Source organism: Rhizobium sp. Root1220, from assembly GCF_001426265.1.
GTDB lineage: Bacteria > Pseudomonadota > Alphaproteobacteria > Rhizobiales > Rhizobiaceae > Rhizobium.
In genome coordinates this window covers 152,190-170,469 of the sequence record NZ_LMDG01000035.1, presented here as the reverse complement: position 1 = coordinate 170,469, position 18,280 = coordinate 152,190, and the positions used below count along the sequence as shown (strand labels likewise).

Genomic DNA, 18,280 nt, shown 5'->3' with positions numbered 1-18,280 from the left:
CGATCGGTCACATGGATGTCAAGGACCTTGTCCTCAAAAAAATCAGAAACTTCGAGCGTATTCCTTCCGGCGAACACAGACCAAAAGATCCCCCCGCGGGAGCGTATCGTCTCGACCGCCGCCGACCTCTTTCGGGAGCACGGCATTCGCGGGATTGGCGTGGATGCCATCGCCGATGCGGCGCTAACCAACAAGATGACCCTTTACCGGCACTTCGGCTCGAAGGACGAATTGGTCTGCGAGACCTTGCGCCGAGCGTCGGAAAAGGCCGAGACGATCTGGCGTGATCTGGATGCGGCCCATCCGGGGGCGCCGCGCGAGCAGCTGCTAGCGTGGGTCGAAGCCCGCACGCAAAGCCTCTGCGGACAACATGTCGGATGCGACCTGGCCAATGCCGCGATCGAGCTGAAAGGCGAGGGGCATCCCGCCTATGGCGTCATCGAGCGTCACAAAGCCGAGCAGCGTGACAGGCTTGAGGCGCTCTGTCTTGCAGCCGGCGCGCGCGAACCCCAACTTCTTGCCGATACTCTGACGCTCCTTCTCGAAGGCGCTCGCGTCACCCGGCAAGCGATGGGCAACGACAGCTGCTGCAGCCATTTTTCCAACGCCTGCAGCGCGGCCATTGCAGCCTTTGCCTAAAGCGCTTCATCGCCTTTGCGGGAACCTTCCGTCATTGCGTCCGTTTTCCACCTGACGTGGAAAGGAAGTGGGAAGATGAATTACATTTATCTTCATCGCCTGTATGCCAGACGAGCCGAGCTTGAGGCCAAGCTGGAGCTTTACGACGCGCGTGATTGCTTTGGCGACGACGATGTCAATGACGGTACGGACCGCGATCTCCGTCAGCGGATCAATGAGATTTCAGCTGAAATTGATGTTCTGGAACACACCGCCGGCTAGTTGGCGGCATCGAGCAACTCGATCGTGCGGCCATCGAAATTTCCCTGATAGAAGTGATCGATGATTGCGTGAAAAGGTGACCCGTGATCACTAACGGCTGCAAAGAGGGTCATTGACGACTGCAGCTTGAGATCGTCAGGCGAGCCGAATATGTCGTGTGCAGAGCGATCCTTGACTGCAAGTACGGCTTCGGCACATCGCAGAAGACGGCTACCCAGAATGGCGTCGGCGAGATAGGCAGATGCTTCCTCTGCGGACCGGATGGCGTATTTTTCCGCCATGAGCGATGATCCCAGGCCAGCAATTTGAGGAAAGACGAACCACATCCAGTGCGATCGTTTGCGCCCGAGCTGCAGTTCCGCCAGCGCTTTGTCATAGGTGCCGCCTTGGGCATCTATGAAACGCATGAGATTATAGTCAATGTCAGCAGGCATAGTGCACCTCCTCACCGATAGTTAAATCGGCAAAGAAGTCTGTCCATGCCCGAGACGCGCGGTGGCTATCAGCAGGTTTTGTCGGCATAGGGGCTATGTTCGCGGCAGTAGTCGACCGACGGAAGTGAATCCGAGATGGATCCCACCGTCGCAGTGTCGACGCCCGAAGCGATCGAGCCCGTCATATGCGCCGTGAAACCGGCAATGCCCAGTAAAACCAGCGCGCCGAGAACGATCACGCGCTCGGAGATAGAGGGTCTATGAGCACTCACGTGCTCGGCGTATTCACGTTCGCCCATGCCGTCCAATTCGTCATCCGTTGCATGATGGTGCACCACGTCGCCGCGCGGAGCGGTCCAAGTGTCATCTGTTGTCATCTTGTGTACTCCTACAATGCAGCTCTCACCGACGAACGCACAATTCCCTACGCCGGCAATATCGAGCATGCCGCGTGCATGTGTGCTCGCGCGTGTCCAAGTTGAAGCCCGGATACGCAAACTCAGTGTTCATAAAATTGAGACAATCTGTCCGTGCATGCTTTAAGGGCTTGGCTCTTCGGCGAAATTGGGCTTAGCTCGCACGGCAGCCAGATCGCGGATACCCCATGACAAAATCATTTGGCGCGATGTCCGTCGCGCAGCTTTCCATTCTCATTCAATCAGCGACGGTCGATCCGGTCGACGTGACGGAGGCGGTTCTCCAGGGGATCGAGAGTTATCCCGATCAGGCGATCTTTACTGTCCTCCTCGGCCAAAGGGCAAGGGAAGAGGCGAAGGCGTCGTCGAAACGGCTGAGAGAGGGACGTTCGCGCGGGATGCTGGACGGTATCCCGATCGCCTGGAAAGACTTGTTCGACATTCAAGGACGGGCAACGACGGCCGGCTCCAGAATTCTTGCCGAAGGACATGTGGCGCAAACCGATGCGACTGTCGTCACCGCCTTGCAGCAGGCTGGGATGGTCTCGATCGGCTGTACGAACATGAGCGAGTTCGCCTTCTCCGGACTAGGCATCAATCCGCATTACGGCACCCCACGCAATCCGCGGGGCGCCGACGTTGCGCGCGTTCCTGGTGGCTCGTCGTCGGGTGCGGGCGTCGCCGTCGCGGCCGGCCTTGTCCCGGCGGCGATAGGGACCGATACGGGTGGCTCCGTGCGCATCCCGGCCGCCTTCAATGGTATCGTGGGCTACAAGGCGACGCGCGGTCGGTATCCGATGGACGGCGTCTTTCCTTTGGCCAAGAGCCTGGATTCGCTTGGCCCGCTTTGCCGGACCGTGCAGGACGCCGTCTGGATCGATGCGGCGATGCGCGGGCTGACAGCGCCCGCCGTCAAGCATCTACCGATCAAAGGTCTCGAAGTCGTGATCCCCGACAATGTCGTCTTCGACGGGGCTGAGGCAGGTGTCGTTGCCGCATTCGAGACCTCGGTCGAGTGGCTGGCTGCTGCCGGCGCCTCGATCAGCCGGATCAAGATCCCGGCGTTCGACGAGATTCTGGCGTTGATGGCGAGATACGGTGCCATGGTTACGGCCGAAGCTTTCGCGCTTCACCGCGAGCGACTGGCTGGGGTTGCCGCTGCCGAGATGGACCGTCGTGTTGTGATGCGGACTCGTCTCGGCGAGCGAACGACACTCGCTGACTATCTCGCCATTCTTGAAGCGCGCGAACAAATGATCGCCGACGTCGAGCGCCTTGTCGGCGACAGCTTCATTGCGTTCCCGTCCGTGGCCCACGTGGCGCCGCCACTTTCGCCGCTCGAAGACAGTGACGACATTTTCGTCGAAACCAACGGCAAGACGCTGCGCAACACCATGCTCGGCAACTTCCTCGATTGGTGCGGTGTGTCGATCCCCTGCGGCACTGGCGATGCGGATATGCCGGTCGGCCTTTTGCTGTCCGCTCGAGCCAATCGCGACGAGTCGTTGTTGGGTGTCGCTCTGTCGGCTGAGGCGGTGATCCGCGGAGATTTTGTTTGAGGCTGTCGGACATTGCCGTCCGGCCGGCCAGAAGGAGGAGATATTGGCAGAAGACTTGGAGAACGGGCGCTTTGCGGTCTCGACATGGTCGTTGCACAGGCTCTTGGGGCCGACCTATCCCTACAGCCCGGATCCCGACAAGAGTGCCGCGCGCAAGGAGCCTTACGGTCCGGGCCGTGCTGCCCTTATCGAAATTCCGGGGCAGCTTGCCGGACAGGATATCGGTCGGCTTGAGATTTGCTCCTTCCATCTGCCGAGCCTTGACCGGGCTTATCTTGGTGAACTGAGGGCTGCGCTGGATGACGCCGGCATTCTGCTTCAGACGCTGCTGGTCGAGGACGGAGATCCGAGCGATCCGAGGACTGCGGAACGGGATATCGGCTGGATCGCCGGATGGGTGGAGATCGCCTCGAGCCTCGGTGCCCGCAACATGCGCGTTATTGCCGGCAAGCAGCCGCCGAGCGAGGCGAACCTGATGCGCGCGGCGGGGCATCTGTCCTGGTTGGCTGCGCAGGCAGAGGGCAGCGGCGTGCGCATCGTCAGCGAAAACTGGTTCGACCTGCTGCCGTCACCGAAGGAAACGAACTGGCTCCTCGACCAGCTTGAAGGCAAGGTCGGCCTCAATGGCGACCTTGGAAACTGGGCGGCTCCGGAAAAGTACGCCGGTCTGGCCGATATCATGCGCCGTGCGGAAATCTGCCATGCCAAGGCAGACTACAATCGGGCAGGCCTCGATGCCGCCGACTATGGCAGGTCGCTGGAGGCCTGCCGGCTGGCAGGTTACGAGGGGCCCTTCACACTAATCTACGATTCGCCCTTCTTCGTCGACGAATGGGATGGCATCCTGCTGCAGAGGGCCTTTATCGAAGAGCTCTATCAGGGCAAGCAGCGCGCCATAGGATGAACTGCATAGGGAGGATAATATGAGCGTTGCAACGGCGATTGAGGGCTTTGCGAAGCGGATCAGAAGTGGTGAGGGGGGCGGGATGATCTCCGCCTGGATCGGCATTCCAGATCCGCTGTTCGTCAATCATCTGGCACAGGAAGCCTTCGATGCGGTCGTGCTGGATATGCAGCACGGCGTATGGGACATGGCGGCGGCGGCAAACGGCATCGGCCAGGGGAGGCTGGCCGGAAAGCCGGTGCTGGCGCGCATTCCGGTCGGAGAGTTTTCCTTGGCATCGAGACTACTCGACGCCGGTGCCTCGGGCATCATCGCGCCGATGATCAACTCTGTCGCGGACGCCGAGGGTTTCGCCAGGGCAACGAAGTATCCGCCGGATGGGGAGCGAAGCTGGGGACCGACACTGGCGATCAATCACACAGGGCTTTCCGCGGCGGATTATCTTGCGACCGCGAACGAGCAGACCGTGGCGATCGCGATGATCGAAACGCGCGCCGCGCTTGATGCCGCCGATGAAATTCTGCGCGTCAAGGGCATCGACGGCATCTTCATCGGTCCATCCGATCTTTCAATCGCGCTTTCGAATGGCGCGAGATTGGCACCCGATACCGCGGAAATCGATGGCGTGCTGAAGCACCTCGTGGCCCGCTGCCGCGCCCATGGAAAGTTCGCGTGCGTCTTCGGCAGCAATGGCGAACGCGCCGGCGAATTGCTGAAGATGGGGTTCGACTTCGTCATCGCGGGTGCCGATACCCAGCAATTGCGCCTGGGCGCGGCCAGCGCAATCTCTGCTGCCCGAAAGGGTCAGGCTTCGTGAGGCTATTTGACGGCGAGCCAGATAACGTGACGCGCGCCGCCACGTTTTCCGTTGGCGCGGGTGTTGATAACCTCGACCGCAAAGCCGCTGTCGCGAAGCCTCCGGGTAAAGCCGGTATCCGGCCCGGACGACCAGATGGCAAGCACCCCGCGCGGCCGCAGTGCGTCCCGGGCGGCGCGTAGGCCGGGTAGGTCATAGAGCCGGTCGTTGGATTGGCGCGTCAGGCCGTCGGGGCCGTTGTCGACATCCAGAAGGATCGCGTCGAACGTGGCCTTGCTCGACCGGATCAGTTCGCTGACATCGCCGTGGTGAACGACAACGCGTGAATCCTCGAGGCAACCGTTGAACACCGACGACATCGGCCCGCGTGCCCAGTCGACTACCTCCGGAACCAGTTCGGCAACCGTCACAGTGGCGTCCGGTGGAAGGACGCCGAGGGCGGCACGAAGAGTAAAGCCCATGCCAAGGCCGCCGATCAGCATGTGCGGACCGGCGCGATCCTTGATACGCTCATGGGAAAGGGTCGCAAGCGCTTCCTCCGAACCGCTAAGCCGGCTGTTCATCAGTTCGTTCGCACCGAGCATGATCGAGAACTCGCTACCTCGTTGCTTCAGACGCAGTTCACCGCCTCCTCCGGGAATGGTGGCGGAATCGAGCTGGATCCAAGGGAGCATGTCTGTCGTGCCTCGCGTTGCGCGGCTCCCGTAGCACAGAAACACTCGGCCGCGAACCTTGCGGCAGCGCCGTGGGTCGGCTTTTCGAAAGGCGTCGGATCTGTTGTACAAGCACGCCTGACTGATGGATGCACTGCCGTTGCTGTCTTGCGCGCCCTGCGGCGCTTATGAGCTGTTTCCACAGAGGCGGCGGATTTCTTGCGGCCTTGTCACATCCCCGCCAGCGAGTATTATCGTATCTGCACGAACTAATAATTGAATTTCGCTAGCGGCTAAGACACACTTGTTCGGGTGCGGTACCCGTTAGCCGAGCGAAAGAATGCTACACCGGCAGGCATATGGAACATTTACGATGAATGCTAAAACACCGAATGCCATAGATACCTACGTCGGTTCCCGGGTTAGAATGCGCAGGCAACTCCTGGGTCTCAGCCAGGAAAGACTGGCCGATCAGATTGGCGTAACCTTCCAGCAGGTTCAGAAATACGAAAAGGGCATGAACCGGATCGGTGCCAGCCGCCTACAGCGAATCGCCGAGGTTCTGAGCACATCTCCCAGTTTCTTTTTTCAGCAGGATGAATCGGAGCCGCTCACCCTTGCCGGGCTGGATGTTGCGGTCAACGCTGATCCGGTTGCCGAATTTCTTCAGTCGAAAGAGGGTCTGGCACTCAACCGCGCCTTCCTGAAGATCACCGACGCGCAGCTTCGCGAGAAGATTGTTGCGCTCGTCAAGGCAATGGCGCATGCGCAGGATGCACGGGGCACCGTTGGAGCTCAATCCACGCCTGGTCCTTTTGTCTGACGTGCCGCAGCGCGGGCGCACCGTCGTCGGTGCGGCCGATTTGTTTATCTAAGCATATGTTTGTAAAAAGAAAAAGGCGTGTCACGTCTGTGTCACGCGCATTGCCGCCCTGTTTGGGTTACGCTCTCTCTATCGGGTAGGAATTTCTACCACGAAACGGAGATTGGAATGGATTCTGCGGCTCGTGACTCAGCTTCATCCAGAAGTGAGGCGCAATTGAAGGACCTCGCAGCCCTTGCGCGGTTGGTGGCCTTCGCGTGCGAAACCGCGAGGGACCTTGGCGCGGAGTTTCCTGCCACTTGCCTGGAATCCGCACTGGGCGGGCTGCTGCGCGAGCTTGATGACGCGGCTGTGTTCGATGACAAGCCATCGCCGGAGGCGACAGCGATGGCCCTGCACTAAAAGAGGGGAGGACGTGCCCCGGTAGCCCTCTGGGCGCCGGGGCACGCCGCATCATTTGGTTGGCGATTTTTCGTTGATAAGGTCGCTATAGACCAAGGCAGTGAGTCGGATGGCCTGATGTTCGCATTTCCTTTTCAGCGTGGACGTCGGCGGGGATCGGTACACTCGGTCTGCCTCCAAATCCCTCGGCGGCACCTTCGGACCCGTGAATAGCTGTTGGGCAATTCGCTTATCCGGTTGCGTCAAGCCCAACTGCCTTGCCACAAAACGAGAATCGGCGCTAAATGCGGTTTCACGGCCCATAGGGCATTAAAATCGCATTTTCGAGATTTCCATGAATATGGCTGCTTTAATTGGAAAGGCAATTTCTGACGTCGATCAACTGATCATTGGTCAAGCGCAGGAATTGTCCGACAAGTTGAAGCAGCACCGTCTCGAGATGTTTCCGCCGCGTGCCATGAAGGGTCTGCGTGAATTTCAGCTTGCCGAGGCGGCACACTATCTTGGCGTGACAAGCGGATACTTGCGCAATCTTTCGCTTGAGGGCAAGGGGCCTCTGCCTCAGGTCACCCCATCGGGCCGGCGGTCCTATCGAGCGGAGCAGATGGATGAAATGCGGCTCTTCCTCGATCAGAATGCTCGAGCCGGCACGCATTACGTGCCGCGCCGGAGGGGCAGCGAGCATTTGCAGGTCGTCGCAGTGGTCAACTTCAAGGGCGGCAGCGGCAAGACCACCAGTGCCGCGCATCTCGCGCAACACCTGGCATTGACCGGCCACCGCGTGCTGGCCGTTGATCTGGATCCACAGGCGTCGCTGTCTGCGATCCACGGCTTTCAGCCGGAATTCGACGTAGGCGAAAACGAAACGCTGTATGCGGCCATTCGCTACGATGACCAACGACGGCCCTTGCGGGAGATTATCCGAAAGACGAACTTCCCCAACCTCGATCTCGTTCCGGGCAATCTGGAACTGATGGAGTTCGAACACGACACCCCCCGCGTCCTCGCGCAGGGCAAGGCGGCCGATTACGGCCGCATCTTCTTTGCTCGCCTCGACGAGGCGCTCGCCTCCGTGTCCGACGACTACGACGTGGTGGTGATCGATTGCCCTCCGCAGCTCGGCTTCCTGACGATGAGCGCAATTTGCGGTGCGACCGCTGTCCTGATCACCGTGCATCCACAGATGCTCGACGTGATGTCCATGTGCCAGTTCCTGCAAATGCTCGGCGAAGTGCTGAATACGCTAAAGGGTGCCGGGGGTGACATGAACCTGGACTGGCTGCGCTACCTGGTAACGCGTTACGACCCGCAAGACGGGCCGCAGACGCAGATGGTGGCATTCATGCGGTCCATGTTCCGCAATCACGTGCTGACCAATCCGATGTTGCGCAGCGTAGCGATATCCGATGCCGCGATGACGAACCAGACGCTCTATGAAGTCGAGCGAAGCCAGTTCACCCGGGCGACCTATGACCGCGCAATGGAGGCGATGGGGTCGGTAAACAGCGAAATCACCGACCTGATCCACAAGGCTTGGGGGCGGAAATGAAGTTTGGCGCAGTAAAATCGGTCAATCGGACGAGTCCGGAGGTGGGCGATGGCGCGTAAGAATCTGCTTTCGGGTCTGATGGACGATTCGAAGAAGTTTACCGCGGTAAACCACGAGCCGGCCGTCGTGGAATCCGAGGAAAAGCAGCAAATCGCATTTAAGGGCATCGGAGCGCTTGGAGCAGTAACGCGCAGCATTGATGCGCTGGCAGCCAAAGCAGATGCAGCGCGCGCGATCGAGGAGAAACTGGCGAGCGGCGAAACAATCGTCGATCTTGATCCATCCCTTATCGTCGATTCATTCGTAACGGACAGACTTGTCCATACCGACGAGCAGTTCCAGGAGCTTGTCGAAGGCATTCGGCTTAGAGGTCAGGATTCGCCGATCCTCGTGCGCCCGCACCCGGAGAAGGAAGGGCACTACCAGATCGCTTTTGGCCATCGGCGCGCACGGGCCGCGAGAGAGCTTGGCCGTCCCGTTCGCGCGGTCGTCCGGAAGCTCGATGACCGGGACCATGTCATTGCCCAAGGGCAGGAGAACTCGGCGCGTGCCGATCTCGCCTTCATCGAACGCACCATGTTTGCCGGCAAGCTTGACAGGCTCGGCTTTGATCGCGAGACGATCATGGCAGCGCTGAGCGCGGACAAGACGACTGTGTCGAAGATGCTGTCCGTGACGAAACGCATCCCGGCCGACGTTTTGGCGGCGATCGGCGCTGCGCGTGCGATCGGCCGCGATCGGTGGCACGATCTCTCGGTAAATTTCGAAACGGAGAATGCTGCCGACCGGGCGAGAGACATCGTCGCGGCGCCTGAGTTTGAAGCAGCGGCACCTGATGCTCGTTTCGACATGCTAGTGACGCTGCTGAACAGGAGCGGACAGCAGGCCGTACCGTCGCAGGGCGTGTCTCAGGCGATCGAAGGGTGGCAGCGGCGGGACGGCTCGGTGAGGGCCAACTTCCGGAGCGACGGTAGACAGTTCACGATTGCGCTGCGGGCAGAGAAGGCGTCAGCGTTCGGAGCCTACATCGCCGACAATCTGGATCGTCTCTACGAGGCGTTCGAGAAAGCACAGATTTCAGGAAACAACGGAGACTAATGAGCAAAAGAAAAGGCCCCCGAACGTTGCCGTAGCGGAAGCCCTCTCTGATCTAGACAACCAGAGAATCACATTTCCGCGAATCATAGTCAAGAGTCTTCGGCGCTTATTTCAGGCGGGCTGTAATCTTTTGCCTTCAAGAAGGCGAAGAAAATGGAAAGCGGAAATGTAACGACGCCCTTCGGGCAGCGGTCGATGACGTTTGGCATGCTTGCAAGCCAGGTCATGGCCGGGGAGATCGAACCCGGTCGGTCAGTGGACAAATGGAAGATCTATCGGGCGCTGTGCGAGGCCAGGGCACGATTCGGGATTACCGACCGCGCCCTGGCCGTTTTGAATGCGTTGCTGAGCTTTCATCCGAAAGTCGAGCTGTCGCAGGAGAGCGGCCTGATTGTTTTTCCCTCCAACGCACAGCTTTCGCTCCGCGCACATGGCATGGCAGAGCAGACAATCCGCCGACACCTCTCGGTACTGATCGAAGCCGGCCTGCTTATCCGCAAAGATAGCCCTAATGGAAAACGATACGCCCGCAAGGACAGGGGCGGCGAGATCAACGCGGCGTTTGGCTTTTCGCTGGCACCGCTGCTTGCGCGGGCCGACGAGATAGAACGCCTGGCCGGTGAGGTCGAGGCGGAGCGGCTGCAGCTTCAGCGGCTGCGTGAGCAGGTCACCCTTTGCCGCCGCGATATCGCCAAGCTGGTGGAGGCCGCAATTGAGGAAGGCACCATAGGCGACTGGGAGACCATCCATCTGCAATTCAGAGCGATCGTAGACGCTGCACCGCGGACACCTACAGCCGAACAGGCAGCGGGGACGCTAGGCGAACTTGAGTTCATGCGGGAAAATATCGTCAATCATTTGGAATTTCAGCTGAAAGTGCAGAAAACGAGCGCCAATGACTTCCAGATCGAGCGGCACATACAGAATTCAAAACCCGACTCTATTACTGAACTTGAACCTCGCTTCGAAAAGAAGCAGGGCGAAACGTCGACGGCCAACAAGGAACAGCCTGCTGAACCGCGTGATGAGGCGAGAATGAATGGGGGGCCGCCCCGGCCGAGTTCTGGGTCTCACTCAAACAGCCGGGCCGAACTAAAATCTTTCCCCCTGGCACTCGTCCTGCAGGCGTGCCCCGAAATAATGGCATATGGGCCTGGCGGAACCGTTGGAAGCTGGCGCGACTTGATGGCGGCGGCGGTCGTGACGCGGTCGATGCTGGGAGTCAGTCCGTCGGCTTATCAGGAGGCCTGCGATGTCTTGGGGCCAGAGAACGCTGCAACCGTCATGGCCTGCGTGCTGGAGAGGGGAGGCCACATCAACTCGGCTGGTGGTTATCTGCGCGACCTGACACGGCGAGCGGAACGTGGCGAGTTTGCGATCGGGCCCATGCTTATGGCGCTGGCGCGCGCCAACGGTCCGGTTTCGCGTAGGACAGGCTGATTAAGATGGCGAGTGTGGAACATGCACGTTTCCGGAAATCCCGACCATGGGTCACCAACCGTTGACGCGGTAGAAACACCGGTGTGGCAGGCGGTCACCTGACGGAACAAAGTGGCGGCCTCATTTCCGTTATGGTAAATACTTATGGTTAATCAGTTATTTACTTTCACGAAGACGATGCTGGCGCGGGGGCATCACCAACAATCAAAGCGTCCCGCTGACCAGCCTGTTCATCGGCAACGCCGGACCAGATATTCTGAAAAATCAGGATTTTGAGGACAGCCGTCCATAGGCGCCCATGATGAAGCGCTCGGCCTGGTTGAGGTAGGCCTCCATGGTTTCGGCAGCCTTTGCGGCCTTTCCCTCCTCGAACTCGGTGAGGATCTTCAGGTTCTGGTCAACGAAGGGGGCATGCAGAAACTCGGGATCGCGCAACAGGCCGAACACCAGCCGCAGTTCCAGCGAGACCTCGAAGAAAAAGGCCGAAAGGCGCGGGCTGTCGGCCAGTTCCACCACCGCGGCGTGAAAGGCGATGTCGGCGCTGCCGACGCCCAGCCACTCGCCCTCTGTGCGGCAGCGATGGGCAGCTTCCACCGCGGCACGCATTTTTCTAACAGCGGGGTGGCTTGCGTGCGCCTGCGCCAGTGCCGGACACTCGATCATGCGGCGCACCCGGTAGACGTCCATGATAGTGGACATATTGGGGGTGGCCACGAAGACGCCGCGGTTGGCCTCGTGGCGCAGCAGGCCCTCCTTGGTCAGCATGCGAAATACCTCGCGCAGCGTGTTACGCGAGACCTGCAACTCCTCACTCAGCGCCAGCTCCGAAAGGTGACTGCCGGGCGTGAGGCGCCCGGAGACCACCTGGTCGCGAATCCTGTCCGCCACTGTTTCGGCCAAAGTCTGGCCGGGTGCTTGGCCGGATATCAGCCCGGACATCGGCCCATCGGGCTGAGCAGGGGCGGATGTCACGTCTGCGGCTTCGCTGAAAACCTTCATCTCATCTCGTCTGTATGAGCGCCCACCACATGGCGCTGCCGTTTTCATTTATCCGGATCTGATCTCATCCCCGGCGCCGTTTGTCATTCGTTGCGTGTGCCACATTGCCTTAGGCGCGATGGCGCGGCAACATCAACAGGAAAGGCGCGCTGTCCCGCATTCTGATACACTGCCCAACAACGTGGCATTTGATTATCTGTAGGGCAATGTGCAAATATTGTTCAACACGGTGGACATGATTGTTCTCCTTTGATAGCTTCAAAGCTTGTTTAGTTTTGGGATGTTGGCGGATGAGGGCAATCGACCTCAACAGTGATCTCGGTGAAAGCTTCGGCCCGTGGAAAATGGGTGACGATGAAGCCATGCTTCAGGTAGTCACAAGCGCCAATGTCGCCTGCGGGTTTCATGCCGGCGATCCAGCGGGCATCCTTAAGACCTTGCGGGCGGCCGCCCAGCGCGGCGTCGCCATCGGCGCGCATGTAGGTTACCGGGATCTTGTTGGTTTCGGTCGCCGCAATATGGACCCAACGAGCGACGAATTGGTGAGCGACGTGATCTACCAAATCGGTGCGCTGAAAGGCCTAGCCCGCGCCGCCGGCACCCGCGTCAGTTACGTCAAGCCCCATGGTGCGCTTTACAACACGATCGCCATCGATGCCCGCCAGGCCGCTGACGTGATCACGGCCATCCAGGCGGTCGATCCCGAACTGGTGCTGATGGCACTGGCCGGCTCGCCGCTGGTGGAGCAGGCGGAGACCGCCGGTCTTCGCGTCGTTGCCGAAGCCTTTGCCGACCGCGCATATACGGCGGATGGTCATCTCGTTTCGCGTCGCGAGCCAGGTGCCGTGCTGCATGACCCGGAAAACGTGGCAAGCCGTATGGTGAAGCTGGTGCGCGAAGGCGTCATCACCTCCATCGATGGCAAGCCCACACGCATCAAGGCGCATAGCATCTGCGTGCATGGCGATAGCCCCGGTGCAGTCGATATCGCCCGCCTGCTGCGGGTGCGGCTGCAGGAAGCGGGCCTTACGATCGCTGCGTTCACGAACGCCGTATGAGCGAGGGTAATAATTGGCGCATCCTTCCAATGCGAGCCGGCTGCGTTCTGCTCGAGGTTGCAGATCTTTCGGAAACGCTTGCGCTTTACGATGCGCTTGGCCGCGAAAAGCTCGCTGGCGTCAGCGACATCATTCCCGCTGCTCGGACGCTGATGATCGCATTCGATCCCGCCGTTCTTTCGCTCGAAGCGCTCAAATTGGCGATCGGCGCGCTCGGCAGACCGGCGGGCGAAGCGGACGAGGGCGAACTGGTAGAAATCCCGGTGCGCTATGACGGCGAGGATCTGGATGCCGTGGCCGGCCTGCTGGGGATGAGCCGCGAGGAGGTTGTGCGGCTTCATACGGGCCAGGATTATCTCGTGGCTTTCACCGGCTTTGCGCCGGGTTTTGCCTACCTGTCAAATGGCGACCCGCGCCTTTCCGTGCCGCGCCGGCAATCGCCGCGCACGCTGGTGCCGGCCGGTTCCGTTGGCCTTGCCGGTGCCTTCAGTGGCGTGTACCCGAAGGCGAGCCCCGGCGGGTGGCAGCTGATCGGCACTACGCCACTTGCAATGTTTGATATCGGGCGCCAGCGGGCATCCCTGCTCCAGCCGGGCCAGCGCGTGCGCTTTCGAGATGTCGCAAAGGACCGGGCTTACAAAGTCCTTGCCAGTGCCAGCGAAGCCTCGTTTTCGAAACGGGCGACAGTGCCGGCCGTCCAGCAGAAGAACGCAATTGAAATCCTTGCCATTGGTCTCCCGGTTCTGTTTGAGGATCTCGGGCGCACCGGGCTTGTAGCGCAAGGTATCAGCCGCTCGGGTGCGGCCGACAGGCAAAGCCTGAAGGCGGCAAACAGTCTCGTGGGCAATGCGCCGGGAACGGCAGCGCTCGAAATCACGTATGGCGGATTTTCGGTGCGGATGCATGGTCAGGGCGTGATGGCGGTAACGGGTGCCGAAGTGAAAACCGCGATAATTACTGCGGGCGGCAAACGCATCGACGTGCCCCATCGTCATGCCTTTCCTGTCGAGGATGGCGACACGGTGAGCCTTTCCGAGGCCACCGCCGGCATGCGTGCCTATCTGGCGTTGCGCGGCGGGTTTGATCTGGCCCCCGTTCTGAGCAGCCGTTCGACGGACATGCTGGCGCAGATAGGCCCGGAGCCGTTGAGGGTGGGTGAAATGATTGGCATTCTTGATGCCCCTGCCGGTTCCGTCGTTGCGGTTGGCGGAGAGCCTGCCTTTGCAATGCCCCGCGCGGATGAAACGGTGACGCTGGATATCGTGCTGGGGCCTCGCACCGACTGGTTCACCACACGTTCCGTCGAGCTGTTTCTAGATGAAGAATGGACGGTGTCCGCGCAATCGAGCCGCGTCGGCATTCGGCTTCAGGGACCGACGCTGGAGCGCGAGATAGCCGGAGAGTTGCCAAGCGAAGCCACCATTCGCGGCGCTATCCAAGTGCCGGCGAGCGGCCAGCCGGTGCTGTTTCTGGTCGATCATCCGCTGACAGGCGGATATCCTGTCATCGGAAATATCGCTGGCCATCATCTCGATCTCGCGGGGCAGGTGCCCGTTGGTCAGCGCATTCGGTTCAAGGCGGTGTCGCCGTTTACACCCCACCTCATGTCAGGAAACAAGCGATGAAGAAGGTGATGGTAGCGAACCGCGGCGAGATTGCCGTGCGCATCATCCGGGCGTGCCGCGATCACGGCGTCGCTTCTGTTGCCGTTTTTGCCGATGCCGATGCCGACGCATTGTTCGTCTCTCTTGCCGATGAGGCCTATGCGCTGGACGGATTAAGCCCGAAGGACAGCTATCTCGATGTCGAAAAGCTGATCGCTATTGCGCGGCGCTCCGGCGCGGATGCGGTGCATCCGGGCTATGGCTTCCTCTCGGAAAATGCGACGTTTGCGAAAGCGGTCGTCGCAGCCGACCTGACCTGGATCGGCCCTGACCCGGCCACCATCGAAGCGCTGGGTGACAAGCTGAAGGCGCGCGAGATTGCTCGAAAGGTGGGCGCGCCGCTGGTGGCTGGAAGCGACGGCGCCCTTTCGGACGCAGCCGACGCGCTTGTCTTTGCCCGCCGTTTCGGTCTGCCGATCGCCATCAAGGCGGCACACGGCGGCGGCGGTCGCGGTATGAAGATCGCACGGCATCTGGACGAAGTGGAAGAGATGTTCAACTCTGCCACCCGCGAGGCCATTGCCGCCTTCGGGCGCGGCGAATGCTATGTCGAGCAGTTTCTGGACCGTCCGCGCCACATTGAGGCGCAGGTGCTGGCAGACCGACACGGCACTGTGCTCGTGGTCGGCACGCGCGATTGTTCGCTGCAGCGCCGCAACCAGAAACTGGTCGAGGAGGCGCCGGCGCCCTTCCTGTCAGACGAACAGCGCGATGTGATCCACAAGGCTGCGCGCGATATTTGCACGGCAGCCGGCTATGTCGGCGCCGGTACGGTGGAATTCCTGCTGAGCAGCGATGGCGTCATCTCCTTCCTCGAGGTCAACACAAGGCTGCAGGTGGAGCATCCGGTGAGCGAGGAAACGACGGGACTCGATCTCGTTATCGAACAGTTCCGCATTGCGGAAGGCCATGCGCTGCCATTTGCCGAGATGCCGGAGCCACGCGGCCACGCCATCGAGTTTCGCATCAATATTGAGGATCCCGTACGCGGCTTCCTTCCCTTTGCGGGCCGAATCACGCGGTTTTCGCCACCATCCGGTCCAGGCGTGCGGTTGGACACGGGAGTCGCAAGCGGTTCGGCCGTTCCGCCGATGTTCGACTCGCTTGTCGCAAAACTCATCGTCTGGGCACCGGATCGCAACAAGGCTATCGCCCGAGCCCGCCGGGCCATGGCGGAATTCGAGATTGACGGCGTGCCATCCGTGCTGCCCTTCCACCGCGCGGTGCTTGCCCATCCGGATTTTGCCGGTAGCGACTTCCGTGTCCACACGCGTTGGATAGAGACGGACTTTGCCGGTCATCTGGACGCCCAGCAGCGGCCGGAGCCGGAAGACTGCGAAGAGATGTTCACCGGCCATGTTGAGATCGACGGCAAGCGCGTGGCGCTGCGCCTGCCGGTCACCTTCCTCGCTCTTCTCGGGAGGAGGGCCGGTCCCGCTGAAGAAAAACCTAAGAAGGTCGAGAGCGACGAGACGGCGCTTCTCGCACCGGTTCCCGGAAATCTCGTTCACTGGACCGTTGCAGATGGCGATCATGTGGAAAAGGGAACCGTGGTTGCGATGATGGATGCGATGAAGATGGAGACAAATGTTTCCGCGCCGCATGCCGGCATTCTCACTATTGCCGCCGAGGCTGGTTCCTTTCAGCAGGCCGGCGCAGTTCTGGCTCATATCCGGCCGGCATCTGAGGCCCTCTCATCTACACCAAAGGGCAGAGTGCGGCCGGAGGCGTCAAAATGACCACTTCGATGAACGAGCGCGAACCACTGATTTCGGTTGAAAATCTGAGCGTCGATTTTGGTGAAAACCGTGTGGTGGACAACCTTTCTTTCTCAGTTGCAGCCGGCCGGACCATGGCTGTGGTTGGCGAATCCGGCTCCGGCAAATCCGTCACTTCACTTTCCATCATGCGGCTTGCCGACATGATGGGCGCAAAATTTACGGAAGGTCGTATCCTGTTTGGCGGGCAAGACCTTTTGAAGACCGCGCAGAAGAACATGCGGCGCATTCGGGGCAAAGAGATCGCCATGATCTTTCAGGAGCCGATGACCTCGCTCAATCCGGTCTTCACCATCGGGGACCAGATCTGCGAAGTGTTGCTGCTGCACGAAGGCATCAGCAAGACGGCAGCCACGACCGAGGCACGTCGCTTGCTCGACATGGTGCGCCTGCCGGATTCGCAGCAGCTGCTAAAGCGTTATCCGCACCAACTGTCCGGCGGCATGCGCCAGCGCGTGATGATTGCCATGGCGCTAGCTTGCCGGCCGAAACTCCTGATTGCCGACGAGCCGACGACGGCGCTCGACGTCACCATCCAGGCGCAGATCCTCAATATCCTGCGCGATCTCCAGGCCGAGCTTGGCATGGGCATGATCTTCATCACGCACGACATGGGGGTGGTCGCGGAGATGGCCGATGATGTGGTGGTGATGTGGAAGGGCAAGAAAGTCGAGGAAAGCCCGGTTGCTGAAATCTTCGCCAATCCGCAGCATCCCTATACCCGCACGCTGCTGGCCGCTGTGCCGCGCCTTGGCAGCATGGCAGGTCAAGTGTTCCCCAAGCGCATGCCGCTCACCGTGCTTCAGGATGGCAAGCCGGTTCTGATCGGCGAGGAGCGCGTGCAGGATACGGCACGCTATGAGGAGAGCCCGCTTCTGACGGTCAAGGATCTGTCCGTCACTTTCGATATACGCCGCACGCTGTTCGGTAAGGTCACGCACCGGCTGAATGCGGTCTCAAAGGTCAGCTTTGATATCTATCCGGGCGAAACGCTGGCGCTTGTCGGTGAATCCGGCTCGGGAAAATCCACCATCGGGCGCACCATCCAGCAATTGCAGGCCAGCCAATCCGGCGACATCGGGTTCAACGGCAAGCCGCTTTCCACCATGTCTTCGGCGGAACGTTTTCGCCTGCGCCGCGACGTTCAGTATATTTTTCAGGACCCGTTCGCTTCGCTCGACCCGAGAAAGACCGTCGGCTTTTCGATTTCCGAGCCGATCAATACGCACGGCCTGCTTTCCGGCACCAGAGCGGTGCGCCGCCAGGTGGATGAACTGCTGGAACGGGTCGGGCTGACATCTGCGCACGCCGACCGTTATCCACACGAGTTTTCCGGCGGACAGCGCCAGCGTGTCTGCATCGCGCGCGCGCTGGCTTCCAAACCGAAGCTGATCATCGCGGACGAGGCGCTGTCGGCACTCGATGTCTCGATCCAGGCGCAGATCATCGCGCTCTTCATGGATTTGCAGGCCGAGCGTGGTCTCGCCTACCTCTTCATCAGCCATGACATGGCGGTGGTGGAAGAGATCAGCCACCGTGTGGCGGTGCTTTATCTCGGTCAAATCATGGAAATGGGCAGCCGCCGGCAGGTTTTCGAAACGCCGCAGCATGAATACACCCGCCGCCTTCTCTCCGCCGTTCCGGTGGCCGATCCGGCCCGCGGGCGCGGCACCGCCCTCATCGAGGGAGAGATACCGAACCCGGTCCACAAGGTGGGCGAAGAACCCGCCATTCTCCTCCACGAGGAAATCAAGACAGGGCATTTCGTCGCAAGACGCGCCTGAAA

General features: G+C 60.4%; 18 protein-coding genes. 14 read left to right on the top strand and 4 right to left on the bottom strand.

The window, feature by feature from the left end:
* Window positions 1-15 precede the first annotated feature (15 nt).
* On the top strand, window positions 16-639 hold the full coding sequence (locus ASC90_RS24150; protein ID WP_056546104.1) for a TetR/AcrR family transcriptional regulator: 624 nt from the start codon (window positions 16-18) through the stop codon (window positions 637-639).
* Window positions 640-714: 75 nt separating this feature from the next.
* Window positions 715-900, top strand: a complete 186-nt coding sequence (locus tag ASC90_RS24145; protein ID WP_056546102.1) for a hypothetical protein — start codon at window positions 715-717, stop codon at window positions 898-900.
* On the opposite strand, the gene ASC90_RS24140 is transcribed toward ASC90_RS24145, so the two are convergent.
* The gene (locus ASC90_RS24140) at window positions 897-1,334 is read right to left on the bottom strand and encodes a DUF1810 domain-containing protein (protein ID WP_056546100.1); all 438 of its coding nucleotides are present in this window, start codon (window positions 1,332-1,334) and stop codon (window positions 897-899) included. The two genes, ASC90_RS24145 and ASC90_RS24140, sit on opposite strands and share 4 nt — an antisense overlap.
* Window positions 1,335-1,402: 68 nt before the next feature.
* Window positions 1,403-1,711, bottom strand: coding sequence for a hypothetical protein (locus tag ASC90_RS24135; protein ID WP_056546098.1), 309 nt, complete (start codon window positions 1,709-1,711; stop codon window positions 1,403-1,405).
* Window positions 1,712-1,938: 227 nt separating this feature from the next.
* Between ASC90_RS24135 and ASC90_RS24130 the strand changes: the two genes are divergently transcribed.
* Genes ASC90_RS24130 through ASC90_RS24120 form a run of 3 tightly spaced genes read left to right on the top strand, consistent with a single transcriptional unit; the run spans window position 1,939 to window position 5,030 of the window.
* Window positions 1,939-3,309, top strand: a complete 1,371-nt coding sequence (locus ASC90_RS24130; protein WP_056546095.1) for an amidase — start codon at window positions 1,939-1,941, stop codon at window positions 3,307-3,309.
* Between the two features lie 40 nt (window positions 3,310-3,349).
* Window positions 3,350-4,213, top strand: coding sequence for a TIM barrel protein (locus ASC90_RS24125; RefSeq protein WP_156393121.1), 864 nt, complete (start codon window positions 3,350-3,352; stop codon window positions 4,211-4,213).
* A 19-nt stretch (window positions 4,214-4,232) separates the two neighbouring features.
* Window positions 4,233-5,030 (top strand): aldolase/citrate lyase family protein, encoded by a 798-nt coding sequence (locus ASC90_RS24120; RefSeq protein WP_056546093.1) that lies wholly within the window; start codon window positions 4,233-4,235, stop codon window positions 5,028-5,030.
* A 2-nt stretch (window positions 5,031-5,032) separates the two neighbouring features.
* On the opposite strand, the gene ASC90_RS24115 is transcribed toward ASC90_RS24120, so the two are convergent.
* Window positions 5,033-5,704, bottom strand: a complete 672-nt coding sequence (locus ASC90_RS24115) for a hypothetical protein (RefSeq protein WP_056546091.1) — start codon at window positions 5,702-5,704, stop codon at window positions 5,033-5,035.
* Between the two features lie 352 nt (window positions 5,705-6,056).
* On the opposite strand from ASC90_RS24115, the gene ASC90_RS24110 reads away from it, so the two are divergent.
* The 5 genes from ASC90_RS24110 (at window position 6,057) to repC (ending at window position 10,995) form a co-directional block, all read left to right on the top strand.
* Entirely contained in the window at window positions 6,057-6,506 is a 450-nt protein-coding gene (locus tag ASC90_RS24110; protein WP_056546089.1) for a helix-turn-helix transcriptional regulator, read from the top strand.
* A 168-nt stretch (window positions 6,507-6,674) separates the two neighbouring features.
* Window positions 6,675-6,908: a hypothetical protein gene (locus ASC90_RS24105; RefSeq protein WP_056546087.1), complete on the top strand. Its 234-nt coding sequence runs from the start codon at window positions 6,675-6,677 to the stop codon at window positions 6,906-6,908.
* A gap of 334 nt (window positions 6,909-7,242) precedes the next feature.
* Window positions 7,243-8,457: a plasmid partitioning protein RepA gene (gene repA / locus ASC90_RS24095; protein ID WP_056546084.1), complete on the top strand. Its 1,215-nt coding sequence runs from the start codon at window positions 7,243-7,245 to the stop codon at window positions 8,455-8,457.
* A gap of 48 nt (window positions 8,458-8,505) precedes the next feature.
* The gene (repB, locus tag ASC90_RS24090; RefSeq protein ID WP_056546082.1) at window positions 8,506-9,555 is read left to right on the top strand and encodes a plasmid partitioning protein RepB; all 1,050 of its coding nucleotides are present in this window, start codon (window positions 8,506-8,508) and stop codon (window positions 9,553-9,555) included.
* Between the two features lie 153 nt (window positions 9,556-9,708).
* Window positions 9,709-10,995: a plasmid replication protein RepC gene (repC, locus tag ASC90_RS24085; RefSeq protein ID WP_056546080.1), complete on the top strand. Its 1,287-nt coding sequence runs from the start codon at window positions 9,709-9,711 to the stop codon at window positions 10,993-10,995.
* 264 nt (window positions 10,996-11,259) lie between these two features.
* On the opposite strand, the gene ASC90_RS24080 is transcribed toward repC, so the two are convergent.
* Entirely contained in the window at window positions 11,260-11,934 is a 675-nt protein-coding gene (locus ASC90_RS24080) for a GntR family transcriptional regulator (protein ID WP_056546407.1), read from the bottom strand.
* A gap of 350 nt (window positions 11,935-12,284) precedes the next feature.
* Between ASC90_RS24080 and ASC90_RS24075 the strand changes: the two genes are divergently transcribed.
* From ASC90_RS24075 to ASC90_RS24060, 4 genes are read left to right on the top strand one after another with little or no spacing between them, the layout of a single operon-like run.
* On the top strand, window positions 12,285-13,052 hold the full coding sequence (locus ASC90_RS24075) for a 5-oxoprolinase subunit PxpA (RefSeq protein WP_056546078.1): 768 nt from the start codon (window positions 12,285-12,287) through the stop codon (window positions 13,050-13,052).
* Window positions 13,049-14,677, top strand: a complete 1,629-nt coding sequence (locus ASC90_RS24070; protein WP_056546075.1) for an urea amidolyase family protein — start codon at window positions 13,049-13,051, stop codon at window positions 14,675-14,677. The genes ASC90_RS24075 and ASC90_RS24070 overlap by 4 nt, the downstream gene beginning before the upstream one ends.
* Window positions 14,674-16,455, top strand: a complete 1,782-nt coding sequence (locus ASC90_RS24065; protein WP_056546073.1) for a biotin carboxylase N-terminal domain-containing protein — start codon at window positions 14,674-14,676, stop codon at window positions 16,453-16,455. Before ASC90_RS24070 ends, ASC90_RS24065 begins: the two co-directional genes overlap by 4 nt.
* Window positions 16,452-18,278 carry an ABC transporter ATP-binding protein gene (locus ASC90_RS24060; protein WP_056546070.1) on the top strand — a complete coding sequence of 609 codons (1,827 nt, stop codon included), beginning with the start codon at window positions 16,452-16,454 and terminating at the stop codon, window positions 18,276-18,278. The genes ASC90_RS24065 and ASC90_RS24060 overlap by 4 nt, the downstream gene beginning before the upstream one ends.
* Window positions 18,279-18,280: the final 2 nt, after the last annotated feature.